The 13250-nt window shown below is 72.7% G+C and carries 10 protein-coding genes; 5 read left to right on the forward strand and 5 right to left on the reverse strand.

The annotated features are described in order from the left end of the window. Positions 1-102: 102 nt before the first annotated feature. Together C2142_RS41590 and C2142_RS16835 are read right to left on the reverse strand one after the other, a co-directional pair. Positions 103-1557: a hypothetical protein gene (locus tag C2142_RS41590; RefSeq protein WP_148643403.1), complete on the reverse strand. Its 1455-nt coding sequence runs from the start codon at positions 1555-1557 to the stop codon at positions 103-105. Positions 1558-1562: 5 nt separating this feature from the next. Then, positions 1563-1856: a MoaD/ThiS family protein gene (locus C2142_RS16835; RefSeq protein ID WP_148643404.1), complete on the reverse strand. Its 294-nt coding sequence runs from the start codon at positions 1854-1856 to the stop codon at positions 1563-1565. A 731-nt stretch (positions 1857-2587) separates the two neighbouring features. On the opposite strand from C2142_RS16835, the gene C2142_RS16840 reads away from it, so the two are divergent. From C2142_RS16840 to C2142_RS16860, 5 genes are all read left to right on the forward strand, one after another. Continuing rightward, positions 2588-3319: a response regulator transcription factor gene (locus tag C2142_RS16840; protein ID WP_148643405.1), complete on the forward strand. Its 732-nt coding sequence runs from the start codon at positions 2588-2590 to the stop codon at positions 3317-3319. Between the two features lie 133 nt (positions 3320-3452). Next, a complete protein-coding gene (locus C2142_RS16845; protein WP_148643406.1) occupies positions 3453-4505 on the forward strand; it encodes a LacI family DNA-binding transcriptional regulator in 1053 nt (350 codons plus the stop codon). 89 nt (positions 4506-4594) lie between these two features. Beyond that, positions 4595-5827 carry a trypsin-like peptidase domain-containing protein gene (locus C2142_RS16850; RefSeq protein WP_277347259.1) on the forward strand — a complete coding sequence of 411 codons (1233 nt, stop codon included), beginning with the start codon at positions 4595-4597 and terminating at the stop codon, positions 5825-5827. Positions 5828-5907: 80 nt separating this feature from the next. After that, a complete protein-coding gene (locus tag C2142_RS16855) occupies positions 5908-6681 on the forward strand; it encodes a response regulator transcription factor (RefSeq protein WP_148643407.1) in 774 nt (257 codons plus the stop codon). After that, positions 6678-8198 (forward strand): HAMP domain-containing sensor histidine kinase, encoded by a 1521-nt coding sequence (locus C2142_RS16860; RefSeq protein WP_346766381.1) that lies wholly within the window; start codon positions 6678-6680, stop codon positions 8196-8198. Before C2142_RS16855 ends, C2142_RS16860 begins: the two co-directional genes overlap by 4 nt. Positions 8199-8265: 67 nt before the next feature. Here C2142_RS16860 and C2142_RS16865 read toward each other — a convergent pair whose 3' ends face one another. From C2142_RS16865 to C2142_RS16875, 3 genes are all read right to left on the reverse strand, one after another. Further along, on the reverse strand, positions 8266-10059 hold the full coding sequence (locus tag C2142_RS16865) for a bifunctional metallophosphatase/5'-nucleotidase (protein WP_148643408.1): 1794 nt from the start codon (positions 10057-10059) through the stop codon (positions 8266-8268). A 246-nt stretch (positions 10060-10305) separates the two neighbouring features. Next, complete coding sequence (locus C2142_RS16870; RefSeq protein WP_148643409.1) at positions 10306-11655, reverse strand: ATP-binding protein; 1350 nt, start codon at positions 11653-11655, stop codon at positions 10306-10308. Between the two features lie 18 nt (positions 11656-11673). Continuing rightward, positions 11674-13248 (reverse strand): SCO6880 family protein, encoded by a 1575-nt coding sequence (locus C2142_RS16875; RefSeq protein WP_174315653.1) that lies wholly within the window; start codon positions 13246-13248, stop codon positions 11674-11676. Positions 13249-13250: the final 2 nt, after the last annotated feature.

Raw genomic sequence — 13250 nt, forward strand, 5'->3', positions numbered from 1 at the left:
GGCCCCGCACATCCGGCACGGGGCCGCTCCCGGCACGACCGTACGACGTCCCGTCCCGGAGCATGGTTCCGGGGCGGGACGTCGCGGAGGGGGCACTGCGGGTCAGCCGGCCAGCAGGCGGGTGGCGATCCAGACCAGCGGCGAGGCCACCGCCAGCGGCAGCGCCACGCCCGCCGTCATGTGCACGAAGCGGGACGGGAAGTCGTACCCGGCCACCCGGCGGCCGACCAGCGCGCCGAGGCCGGCCAGAGCCCCCAACGCCAGGGGCGCGCCCACGACCAGGCCGAACACCACGGCCGCGAGCAGGCCGAGCACCGGACCCACCGGCACCGGACCCAGCTGCTTGGGGCCGGGCAGCGGCGCGGCCGCCAGCACGGTGGCCAGCGCGACGGCGCCGACCGCCGCCGGCACCCAGTCGGCCAGCAGCAGCATGGTGCAGAGCACCGTCACCACGGTGGCCGAACCGAGCACGGTCAGCGCGTAGAACCGCTCCTTCGGGTCCGCGGGCCGGAACGTCTGCAGCACCAGGACCAGCAGGAAGAACCCGCCGAGGGTGCCGACCACGGCCGCCGCACCGCCGTGCGAGTCGGCCAGCAGCACGGCCACGTCGGCCGTGAGACCGGCCAGCGCGGCCAGCGCGATGCCCTGACGGGCCGGCCACATGCCGTTGAGGCGGAACCAGCCGGCCGCCGTCAGCGCCTGGAGCGCCGCGACGACCAGGGCCAGCCCGAACTGCCCGAGCGCCGCGCCGCCGGCCAGCAGGGCGGCGACGGCGGCGGTGATCAGGGCCGGCTGGAAGCCCGGGTCGATGATCGGCGAGCCGGTCCGGGGCGTCCGTGCGGGTGCGGTGGGCGCGGCAGGGCCGGTGGGCACGGCAGCCGGGGAGGGCTGCGCGGGGACGCCGGCGTACGGCGCGCCGTGGTGCGGCGTGCCGTGGTGCGGCGTGCCGTGGGCGGCGGGGACGACCGGGCGCTTGAGCGTCATGGTCGGCTGGTCGAGGGCCGGTGCAGGGGCCTGGACCTGGGCCGGGGCCTGAGCGTGAGCCTCGGCCGGGGCGGATGCCGGGGCGGGTGCCTTGGCCGGCGCCGCACCCCCCACCACCACCGGTGGGAGCAGCGTCGTGGCCGCGGCGTCGTCCATCGGCGGGACGGGCGGGAGCAGGGTCGTCGCGGCGGCATCCATCGGCGGGACGGGCGGCAGCAGCGCGGTCGCGGCGGCGTCCACGGGCGGCTGCCCGTACGGCGGCCGGCCGTACTGCTGGTCCTGTCCGTACTGCGGCTGCTGTCCGTACTGCGGCTGCCCGTACTGCTGGTCCTGCCCGTACTGCGGCTGCTGCCCGTACGTCTCCTGCCCCGGCGCGTGGCCCTGGCCGGGGGCGTACGGCTGAGCCGCGTGCCCCTGCTGCGCATACAGCTCCGGCGCGTACCCCTGCTGCGGGGCGTACGCCTGCTGCTGCCCGTACGGAGGCTGCGAGTGCTGGGGCTGCTGGGGCTGTGCCTGCGGCGGCTGCTGCTGCCAGCCGTCCGGGCCGCCGTTCACCTGGTTCGGATCCGTCACGCCGCTCACCCTCCCGCGAACGGCGGGAGCACCTCGACCGTGCCGCCCTCGGTGAGGGCCACGGTCGTGTGGTCGCGCCCGCCGACCGGCGAGCCGTCCACCAGGTAGGAGCAGTGCCCGAGCAGCCGGACGAGCTTCGGCCGGTCGGCGTGCCGCTGCCTGGCCCCGGCCAGCGCCTCCGCCAGGGTCGCCGCCTCGTACGGCTCCTCGGCCAGCCCGGCCTCCGACTTCGCCGCCGCCCAGTAGCGGATCGTCCCGCTCACCGGGGCGGTGCCCGCCGGCTCCGTGGTCGCACCCATGGCAACCCCTTCTCGTCGTCCTCGCCCCGGCCCGGATACCCCGGTCGGGTCGCCATCGCAGCGGCCGGACTCCACCCGAAAGGTGTACGCGCACGGTGCCGCCGATGTGCGTCCCATGATGGCGTGTCCGCCGCCGCGACCGGCAACCGCCCTGGCCCGGCGGGTCCCGGCGGGCCGCCGAAGCTGTGGCCAGGCTCACCCCTGGCGGGCCCGTGATCGGCGAACCGCCGCTTTCGGGCCCTCCCGGGGCGGGGGCCGGTCGGCTATCCTCGACCCCTGAGGGATCCGGGCAGAGTCGCCCCCGGGTCCTTTTGTGCTTTCAGGACGCCAGTACGGACGTTCTTGCGATTCGTCGGTCCACCCCCGGCGCGTCGCGGGAACCGCCCCGCCATTCGCGGCACAACGACGTGCCGGGGAACGGCCGGGGTGTACGGAAACCCGGCGCCGGGCCGCCGCCCGGCACGGGACAGACCCGGAAGGTTCGCGGGATGAGCAGGGCAGAAACGGTGCCTCAGGGGTTGCGGGACCCCTGGCGCGCGAGCCGTTCGGTCGTGCACGCCGGCGAGTCCTCCGGTGGCAACCCGGTGCCCTCGCTCTCCCCCACCCTCCCGTCGCCCGCCGCCGCCCCTCCCGGGACGCGCTGCTCGCGACACCACCCAGATCGAGCGCCAACCGGCTGTGGCGGCAGCCGTCACGCGACCGCGACGACCCGGAAAGGGGACTAACCGGGTATGAGTTCTCTACTCCTCCTCACCAACGCGCTGCAGCCCTCAGCGGAGGTGCTGCCCGCCCTCGGCCTGCTGTTGCACAACGTCCGGGTGGCGCCGGCCGAGGGCTCGGCCCTGGTCGACACCCCCAGCGCCGACGTCATCCTGGTCGACGGCCGGCGCGACCTGCCGCAGATCCGCAGCCTCTGCCAGCTGCTGCGCTCCACCGGCATCGGCTGTCCGCTGATCCTGGTGGTCACCGAAGGCGGCCTGGCCGCCGTCACCGCCGAGTGGGGCATCGACGACGTCCTGCTGGACACCGCCGGCCCCGCCGAGGTCGAGGCCCGGCTGCGGCTCGCCCTCGGACGGCTCCAGGTGGTCACCGACGACAGCCCGATGGAGATCCGCAGCGGCGACCTCTCGGTCGACGAGGCCACCTACTCCGCCAAGCTCAAGGGCCGGGTGCTCGACCTCACCTTCAAGGAGTTCGAGCTGATCAAGTACCTCGCGCAGCACCCCGGCCGGGTCTTCACCCGGGCGCAGCTGCTCCAGGAGGTCTGGGGCTACGACTACTTCGGCGGCACCCGGACGGTCGACGTCCACGTCCGCCGGCTGCGGGCCAAGCTCGGTGTCGAGCACGAGCAGCTGATCGGCACCGTGCGCAACGTCGGCTACCGCTTCGTCGTCCCCGAGAAGCCGGACAAGGGCGAGCGGCCGGACCTCGCCCAGCGCACCTCGGCCCCGCTGGAGGCCTGACCGGAGGCCTGACCGGAGGCCGGGCGGCACCCCCGCCCGGCCCGTCCGGATTCGCCCCGGACTGTCCTGCGGACATCGTCCGGTAGTCGGGCTCACACTGCCCGAGCGGACGCCACACGCGTAGAATCCCCCCGTGGCCAAAGTGACGCGCGACGATGTAGCCCGACTGGCTGGGACCTCGACCGCGGTCGTCAGCTACGTCATCAACAACGGGCCGCGCCCGGTCGCGCCCGCCACCAAGGAGAAGGTGCTCGCGGCGATCGAGCAGCTCGGCTACCGGCCGAACAGCGTCGCCCAGGCGATGGCCTCCCGCCGCACCAACCTGATCGGCATGGTCGTCCCCGACGCCCGCCAGCCGTTCTTCGCCGAGATGGCGCACGCCGTGGAACGCGCCGCGTCCGAGCGCGGCAAGCTCGTACTGATCGGCAACTCCGACTACGTGGACGACCGCGAGGTCCACTACGTCCGCGCCTTCCTCGGCATGCGGGTCTCCGGCCTGATCCTGGTCAGCCAGGGCCCCTCGCAGCGGGCCGCCGAGGAGTTCGCCGCGATGGAGGGCGCCAAGGTGGTGCTGCTGCACCGCCGGCCCGAGGCGATCGACGACGTCGCCGTGGTCACCGACGACGTGGGCGGCGCCGAGGCCGTCGTCCGCCACCTGCTGGAGGAGCACGGGCACTCGTACGTGGCCTGCTTCGGCGGCCCGGTCGAGTCCCCCGCCCCCGGCGACCCGGTCATCGACCACGTCGAGGGCTGGCAGCGGGCCATGGACGCCCACGGCCTGCCCACCGAGCCGTACCTGATCGACGCGCCCTTCCACCGCTACGGCGCCTACGAGGTCGCGCTCGGCGTGCTGCGCTCGGAGCAGCGCCCGTCGGCCGTCTTCTGCTCCACCGACGACCAGGCGATCGGCGTGCTGCGGGCCGCCCGCGAGGTCGGCCTGCGGGTGCCGGAGGACCTCGCGGTGGCCGGCTTCGACGACGTGCCCGAGGCCGCGCTCGCCGACCCGCCGCTCACCACCGTCGCCTCCGACCGCGACGCGATGGCCCGGGCCGCCGTGGACCTGGTGCTGGACGACTCGCTGATGGTGCCCGGCTCGGACACCGAACGGGTCCGCAAGTTCCCGTCGCGCCTGGTCATCCGCCGTTCCTGCGGCTGCAACCCGACCGGGGCCCCGACCCCGGCCTGACCAGGCTTTATGAGAAGTCAACGGGCTTCTCGGAGCGTTCTGAGCCCGCTCTCATCACATTCTCATCCACCGGGCGGACGTTGGTCGGCATGAGCGATCGACAGCACGGCAGCGAGCAGAACCAGCCCCACGAGCGGTACGGCGAGCGGTACGACGAGCAGTCCGGTGGCGGTCAGCCGTACGGACACGCGTACGGCGACGAGCAGCCGCAGGCGTACCCGGACCCCGCCCGGATGCAGGTCATCCCGGGCACCGTCCTCGACAGCGCGACCACCGGGTACCCGCCGGCCACCGGCTACCAGGCGCCCGGATACCCCACCGCCGGGACCCCCTCGGTCGGGACCCCGCCCCCTCCCCCGCCCGCCGGGCCGCCCACACCCCCGCCGCCGCCCCGGCCCGAGGGGCCGGCCTCCCACGGCGGCCGGGCCCGGCGCGGCTTGCTCCGCGGCCGGGTCGCCCTGGTCACCGCCATCGCCGCGGTCGCCGCCGTCCTCGGCGGGGTGACCGGCGGCGTGGTCGCCGCCGAGGAGCACGGCTCCGCCGGCCGGACCGCGACCGTCGCCAGCCCGGTCTCCGCCCGCTCGGACGGCAGCGCCGACGTCGCCGCCATCGCGTCCGCCGTCTCGCCGAGCGTCGTCCAGATCACCGTGAAGACCGGGAACGGTACCTCCACCGGCACCGGCGTCGTCCTCACCAAGGGCGGCCAGATCCTCACCAACTACCACGTGGTCTCCGGCGCGGCCGACGGCGGCCAGGTCACCGTCAGCTTCAAGGACGGCTCCACCGCCAAGGCCACCGTCACCGGCACCGACAAGGCCCTGGACGTCGCCGTGATCACCGCGAGCGGCGCCGGAAACCTCACCCCCGCCACCCTCGGCGACTCCTCCACCGTCGGGGTCGGCGACCCGGTCGTCGCCATCGGCAACCCCGAGGGCCTCACCGGCACCGTCACCTCGGGCATCATCAGCGCCGAGAACCGCGAGGTCACCGTCCAGGTCGACGAGGGCACCACCAACGGCAACGGCGGCTTCGGCTTCCCCAACCTGCCCGGCCTGCGCGGCAGCACGCCGCAGAGCAACGGCGAGACCGCCACCTACAAGGCCTTCCAGACCGACGCCGCGCTCAACCCCGGCAACTCCGGCGGCCCCCTGATCAACGCGAGCGGCCAGGTCATCGGCATCAACTCGGCGATGTACTCCGCGAGCGGCTCCAGCTCCACCGCCGGCAACAGCAGCGCCGGAAGCGTCGGCCTCGGCTTCGCCATCCCGGTCAACGACATCAAGCAGGTGCTGCCGAAGCTGCAGGCCGGCCAGAACATCTAGACGGACAATTACTCCGAGCAGGTCCCCTCGCTGAGCAGGTCCCCAGCAGGCTCTCCGACGATGAGAAAGGGCAACCGCCCATGAGCCCGTCCGCCGACGACCGCACCCCCGCCGAGCCCGGACAGGTCTCCGCCCGGCTCCTCGTGGTCGACGACGAACCCGCCCTCCGGGACGCCCTGGAGAGCAGCCTCGCCTTCGAGGGCTACGAGGTCGCCACCGCCACCGACGGCTACGAGGCCCTGGAGTCCGTCGAACGCGACAAGCCCGACCTCGTCCTGCTGGACATCATGATGCCCCGGATGGACGGCCTCACCGCCGTCCGCCGGATGCGCTCGCGCGGCGACACCGTCCCGGTCCTGATGCTCACCGCCCGCGACGCTGTCGGCGACCGCGTCACCGGCCTCGACGTGGGCGCCGACGACTACCTCGCCAAGCCCTTCGAACTCGACGAACTGCTCGCCCGCGTCCGCGCCCTGCTCCGGCGCAACGCCCTCGCCACCGAGGCCGCCGCCCGCGCCGCCGCCGTCGAGGACGACACCGAGGTCCTCGCCTTCGCCGACCTGCGGATGAACACCGCGACCCGCGAGGTCACCCGCGCCGGCAGGCCCGTCGAGCTCACCCGCACCGAGTTCATGCTGCTGGAGATGTTCCTCTCCCACCCCCGCCAGGTGCTCACCCGCGAGCAGATCCTCAAGGCGGTCTGGGGCTTCGACTTCGAGCCCTCCTCCAACTCCCTGGACGTGTACGTGATGTACCTGCGCCGCAAGACCGAGCAGGGCGGCATGCCCCGGCTCATCCAGACCGTGCGCGGCGTCGGCTACGCCCTCCGCCCGGCCGCCGGCACCCCGGCGTGAACGGCACCGCCCCGCCCCCGCCCCTGACGCCGCCCCTGACGCCACCCCGCGCCCCGCGCCGGCGGCGGGTGATCAGCTGGTACCGCGCCCAGTCCCTGCGCAGCCGGCTGACCATCCTGACGGCGGCGGCGGTGGCGGTGGCGATCGCCCTGTCCGCCCTGGCGTGCTGGTTCATCGTGGAGAAGCAGCTGTACGGCCAGGTCCAGCACGACCTGGAGAACGTTCCGCCGCCCCGCGCGGCGCCCCTCCAACTCCCGTGCGCCACGACGCCGGAGGCGGCCCTGAAGAAGGTCCAGGAGAACCAGGAGGCCGGCGTGCTCCCGGAGCCGCCGGCCGGTGGTCCGGCGTCCCGGGACACCCAGTTCGTCTGGGCCGACCCGGCCTGCGTCACCCTTCCGGCGACCGCCACCAGGGCCATCGTCATCCAGCCGAACGACGCCCGGGCATTCGCGCTCAAGCCGAACCAGGCGATCATCCGCGACGGCCGCTTCACCAATGGCGAGCCCGCCATGGTCAAGATCACCCTGGCCCGTACCTCCACCCACTCCTCCGTGCTGATCATGGTCGCCACCCCCACCAAGGCGGTGGAGGAATCCCTCAACCAACTTGCCCTCATCCTCGGCGGGGTGGCCCTCGGCGGAGTCATCCTCGCCGGCCTCGCCGGGCGCCTGGTCGCCCGTTCCGCGCTCAAGCCCGTCGACCAACTCACCGACGTGGTCGAGCACATCGCCCGCACCGAGGAGGTCGGCAGCACCATCCCGGTGCACGGCAGCGACGAGATCGCCCGGCTCTCCACCTCCTTCAACTCCATGTCCACCGCCCTCGCCAACTCCCGGGACCGCCAGACCCGGCTGATCGCCGACGCAGGGCACGAGCTCCGTACGCCGCTCACCTCGCTGCGCACCAACGTCGACCTGCTGATCCGCAGCAACGAGACCGGCCGCCCGCTGCCCCCTGCCACCAAGACCAAGCTGCTCGGCAACATGAAGGCGCAGATGCAGGAACTCACCGTCCTGATCGGCGACCTGCTCCAGCTCTCCCGGCCGGACTCGCCCAAGCCGGTCCGCAACCTGGCCGTCGTCGCCCTGCACGAGATCGCCGAACGCGCCGTCGCCCGGGCCAAGTTGCGCGGTCCGGGGCTGGCCTTCGAGACCGATGTCGCGCCCTGGTTCGTGCACGGCGACGCCGCCGCCCTCGAACGGGCGGTGATCAACCTGCTGGACAACGCGGTCAAGTACAGCCCGCCGGGCGGCACCATCGAAGTCCGCCTCGACCAGGGCGTGTTGACCGTTCGCGACCACGGACCGGGCATCCCGCCGGACGAGTTGCAGTACGTCTTCGACCGGTTCTGGCGTTCACCGTCCTCGCGCCAGCTCCCCGGCTCCGGGCTCGGGTTGTCGATCGTCGCGCAGAGCGTGCGGGAGTCCGGCGGCGAGGTGTCGCTCGGCCCGGCCCAGGACGGCGGCCCGGGCGCGCTGGCCACCGTCCGTCTGCCGGGCGGCCCGGCCCCCACCTGACGGCGCCGGGAACGCAGAACGGGCGGGGCGCCCCGACAGCGCCCCGCCCGTCCTTGCCGGCTCACGGTCAGTCGATGTCGCTGCCCGGGCCGATGACCTTGATCCGGTCCTGCGCCGGCGCCTTCAGCGGCGAGGCCGCCGAGCTGTGCGCGCCGAGGTAGGCGGCAAAGACGTCCAGGTCCGAGGCGCCGACCAGCTTGTCGGTGCCGGCCGCGAAGGCCGGGAAGCCGTCGCCGCCGCCGGCCAGGAACTCGTTGGCCGCGACCCGGTACTTGCCGGCCGGGTCGATCGGGGCGCCGTTGAGGCGGATCGAGTCCGCCACCACGCGGGCCGCGCCGGTCTTGCGCATGTCCAGCGTGTAGGCCAGGTTCTTCGAACCCTGCAGGATCTTCGGCGCGGCGTCGTTCGGGCCGCTCACCTGCTGCTGGAGCAGCTGGACCAGCTGGGCGCCGGTCAGCGTCTTGACCTGCATCATGTTGGTGAACGGCTGGACGGTGAACGCCTCGCCGTAGGTCACCACGCCGTCGCCCTCGGCGCCGCTCGCCTTGTACACCAGGTCGGAGCGGATGCCGCCGGGGTTCATGAACGCGACCTGCGCGCCGCCCTTGTCGGCGGGGGCCAGGCCCTCCAGCTGCGCGTCGGCGATCACGTCACCGAGCGGCTTCTCGAGGTCGCTGCTGCCGCGGCCGTTGATGTCCGAACCGACGTAGCCGACCGGGCGGTTGGCGATCGGCGCGGCCAGCTTGGAGTAGTGCGCGATCAGCTCCGTCATGTCCGGGGCCTTCTCGACGGTCCGGCGCACGACGTGGTTCTCGGCCTTGACCGACGGGCGGACGATGCTGCCCGTGGTCTTGTCGAGCTTCAGGTCGATCTCGGTGTAGAGCCGGCCGAAGGAGGCGGCACTGGTCACCGAGCGGGGCACGCCCTGCGGGTCCGGGATGGTGCAGGCGTACGCGTTGTGGGTGTGACCGGTGACGATGGCGCCGATCGCCGGGTCCAGGTTCTTGGCGATGTCGACGATCGGGCCGGAGATGCCCTGGCCGGCGGTGCCGCAGTCGTAGTTGTACGTGCTGCTGGCCGGGTAGCCGCCCTCGTGGATCAGCGCGACGATCGAGTTGACGCCCTGCTTCTTGAGCTCGGCGGCGTACTTGTTGATCGTGGCGACCTCGTTGCCGAACTTCAGGCCCTTGACGCCCTCGGCGGTCACGATGTTCGGCGTGCCCTCCAGGGTGGCGCCGATGAAGCCGACCTTCACGCCCTGCGACTTGGTCACCCAGTACGGGGCCAGGATGGGCTTGCCGGTCTTCTCGTTGGTGACGTTGGCGGCCAGGTAGTTGAAGTTGGCGCCCTTGAACTTGCGCCCCTCCTCGTAGCAGCCGTCCACCGGGTGGCAGCCGCCCTCCTGGAGGCGGACGAGCTCCTTGGCGCCCTCGTCGAACTCGTGGTTGCCGACCGCCGTGACGTCCAGGCCGAGCTTGTCCATCGCCTCGATGGTCGGCTCGTCGTGGAAGAGCGCCGAGGTCAGCGGGGAGGCGCCGACGATGTCACCGGCGGCGACGGTGATCGAGTCGTCGGCCGGGATGCGGGCCTGGCGCAGCGCGGTGGCCAGGTACTCGATGCCGCCCGCCGGAGTGGAGACGACCTGGCCGGTGGCCGGGTCGATCTCCTTGATGGTGCCGGAGGAGCCGGCCGGGGGCTCCAGGTTGCCGTGGAAGTCGTTGATCGCCAGCAGCTGGAGGTTGACGGTCTTTTGCCGCTTCGCGTCGGCGGCCTGGGCGGCGGTCGGCATGGCCACCGTGCCGACGAGGCCGGCCGCGGCGATCGCGGCCAGGGCTGCACGTCGGGATCTGGCAGTGAGCATTCTGAGGGGTCCCCTGCACCTTGAGAGAGCGCCCAGCTGTGGACAGGTCCGGGCGGGCGACGATGTCGTTGCGCGAGTGCAGCCTAGAGTCAACGCGCGTAGCTGTCAGGACCCTGAACGTAACGACAGGGTTACCTACTGACGAATCGTCGCCGCACACCGGACTCCGCCGGCCCTCCCGGACCGGCCGGCTCCTCGGCCGCAGGCCCCCTCCGGGTTCACTCCGGGGCCACGGCCGAGCCCCGGTCAGACTCCCGGCTCGGCCGCCAACTGCCGCTCCGCACGGTCCCGTTCGGCCACCGCGTCCTCGGTCATCGCACGGTCCGTGTACACCAGCGGCCGCTCGGCCTCGGTGATGATGTGCTTCACCACCTGGACGTTGCCGTTCACGTCCCAGACCGCGATGCCCGGCGAAAGTGTGGGAATGATCTCCACCGCCCAGCGCGGCAGACCCAGCACCCGGCCGGTGGCTCTCGCCTCCTCGGCCTTCTGCATGTAGATGGTCCGGGTGGAGGCCATCTTCAGGATCGCCGAGGCCTCCTTGGCCGCCGCACCGTCCACCACGTCCGACAGGTGGTGGACCACGGCGACGAAGGAGAGACCGAGGCGGCGCCCGAACTTCAGCAGCCGCTGGAAGAGCTGCGCGACGAAGGGGCTGTTGATGATGTGCCAGGCCTCCTCGACCAGGAAGATCCGCTTCTTCCGGTCCGGCCTGATCCAGGTGTGCTCCAGCCAGACGCCGACGATCGCCATCAGGATCGGCATCGCGATCGAGTTGCGGTCGATGTGCGAGAGGTCGAAGACGATCAGCGGTGCGTCCAGGTCGATGCCGTCGGTGGTCGAACCGTCGAACATGCCACGCAGGTCACCGTCGACCAGCCGATCCAGCACCAGCGCCACGTCCAGGCCCCAGGACTGCACCTCGTCCACCCCCACGCCCAGGGACTCCACCGAGGACAGCTCGGGGCTGCGCAGAGTGTTGATGATGTCGTCCAGCACGGGCTGGCGGTCGGTCACCGTCGCCACCACGTGGGCGTGCGCGGCCTTCAGCGCGAAACCGGCCCGCTCCTCCAGCCCGCGCCCCATCGCCACCTCGATGATGGTGCGCAGCAGCGACAGCTGCCCGGTCTGGGTGATGGCCGGGTCCAGCGGGTTGAGCTTCACCCCGCCGTCCCGGGCGGCCATCGGATCGAGCCGGATCGACTTTATGCCCAGGGCGTTGGCGATCAGATTCCACTCGCCGACCCCGTCCTCGCCCTGCGCGTCCAGCACCACCACCTGCCGGTCCCGGAAACGCAGCTGGCGCAGCACGTACGTCTTCTCCAGCGCCGACTTGCCGTTGCCGGACTCGCCCAGCACCAGCCAGTGCGGGGCCGGCAGCTGCTGCCCGTACAGCTGGAACGGGTCGTAGACGTACCCCTTGCCGCTGTACACCTCGCGGCCGATGATCACGCCCGAATCCCCCAGCCCCGGGGCGGCCGTGGGCAGGTAGACCGCCTGCGCCTGGCCGGTGGAGGTGCGCACCGGCAGGCGGGTGGTCTCCACCTTGCCGAACATCAGGCTGGTGAACGCGTCGGTGAGGTTGCCGATCGCCATACGGGGCCTCCAGGTGGATCAGCGGCGGATGCCGGTGGCGAACGGCAGGGTGTTGACGAACGCCCGGTGGTGCTCGCGGTCGCACCACTCCAGCTTGAGGTAGCTCTTGCCGGCCGAGGCCCGGATGGTCCGCTTGTCGCGGGCCAGCGCCTCGGGGCTGCGCGAGGAGACCGTGATGTAGCCGACCAGGTTGACCCCGGCCGCGCCGGACGCCAGGTCGTCACCGCGCTGGTCGACCCGGCCGGTGTGGGCCAGGTCGCGCGGGTCGACCGTGCGGTTCATCTTGGCGGCGCGGCTGGCCTCCGCCTCGTCGTTGGTCTTCTCGGTGAGCATCCGCTCGATCGCGACGTCGGTGGGCTCCAGGTCCATCGTCACCGCGACCGTCCGGATCACGTCCGGGGTGTGCACCAGCAGCGGCGCCAGGAAGTTGACGCCCACCGGGGTCAGCGGCCACTCCTTGATCCAGGCGGTGGCGTGGCACCACGGCGCCCGGGTCACCGACTCCCGGGTCTTCGCCTGGAGGAACTGCGGCTCCGTCGCGTCCAGCTCGGCCGGCCAGGCGTTGCGCCGGGACATCGCCTGGATGTGGTCGATCGGGTGGTCCGGGTCGTACATCGAGTGCAGCAGCGAGGAGAGCCGCGCCTGGCCGAGCGGCTGGCGCACCCGGATGTCCGCCTCGGCCAGCCGGGCGCAGATGTCCGTCAGCTCACGGGCCATCACCGCGGCCAGGCCCTCGTCGTCCCGGGCACGGCGCCCGGTCGCCGTCCGGCCCATCGCGTGCGCCTCGGCCGCCAGGTCGCGGGTGTAGTGCATGCAGGCCACCAGGTACGCCCGGTGCTGCTCCGAGGAGGTCGACACCATCGACTGCAGCTGGTCGTACGAGTCCTGCAGCCAGCGCGGTGCGTCGTGGTCGCCGCGCCGCTCCACGTCCTTGGCGTGCGCGTCCGGGTCGGCCGGGAGCGTCCGGGCAAGGATCTGCAGCCGGGTCACGAAGCCGTCCCCGTTGGCGACGTGCTTCAGCAGCGTGCCGAACCGGTCGACCAGCGCCTCCTGGTCCTCCGAGTCGCGCAGGCCGACGCCCGGGCCCTCGATCTCGATCGCCGCCGTGACCGTCCGCCGCTCCAGGTGCATCAGCACCCCGACCTCGTCCGGCCCGAACGGGGCCGCCAGCCAGCGCAGCCGCCCGACCCCCGGCGGCGGGCCGACCTCGACCTCACGGCCGTCCAGCCGGGTCCCCGCGTCCATCGCGTCCGACTTCCACACCGCCCGGCCGCTGCGGACCGTCCGGCGGTAGGTGCGGTTGATCTCCACCCACTTGTAGAACGTCCGACGCCGGTACGGCACGTACACCGCCGCGATCGCCAGCAGCGGCAGGCCGACCAGGCCCGCGATGCGCAGCGGCAGGACCGGCATCATCAGGCCCCAGAGCATGCCGAGGAACGCCCCGAAGATGATCAGGACGATCTCGCCGGACTCCCGGTTGCGGCCGATCGGCGCGTTCGGGCGGGCCTTGCCGATCAGGTAGGTGCGGCGCTGGTGCACGTACGGCTGGGCGTACTGGGCACCGTACTGACCGAGTGGTTCGCTGCTCACTT

Origin of the sequence: Streptomyces sp. CB01881, from assembly GCF_002953255.1 — a bacterium.
GTDB lineage: Bacteria > Actinomycetota > Actinomycetes > Streptomycetales > Streptomycetaceae > Kitasatospora.

What these genes read in the sequence shown, in the direction of transcription:
- C2142_RS16835 (WP_148643404.1), bottom strand. Translation starts at nt 1,856, where the DNA reads ATGGGTGCGACCACGGAGCCGGCGGGCACCGCCCCGGTGAGCGGGACG.
- C2142_RS16840 (WP_148643405.1), top strand. Translation starts at nt 2,588, where the DNA reads ATGAGTTCTCTACTCCTCCTCACCAACGCGCTGCAGCCCTCAGCGGAG.
- C2142_RS16850 (WP_277347259.1), top strand. Translation starts at nt 4,595, where the DNA reads ATGAGCGATCGACAGCACGGCAGCGAGCAGAACCAGCCCCACGAGCGG.
- C2142_RS16855 (WP_148643407.1), top strand. Translation starts at nt 5,908, where the DNA reads ATGAGCCCGTCCGCCGACGACCGCACCCCCGCCGAGCCCGGACAGGTC.
- C2142_RS16865 (WP_148643408.1), bottom strand. Translation starts at nt 10,059, where the DNA reads ATGCTCACTGCCAGATCCCGACGTGCAGCCCTGGCCGCGATCGCCGCG.
- C2142_RS16870 (WP_148643409.1), bottom strand. Translation starts at nt 11,655, where the DNA reads ATGGCGATCGGCAACCTCACCGACGCGTTCACCAGCCTGATGTTCGGC.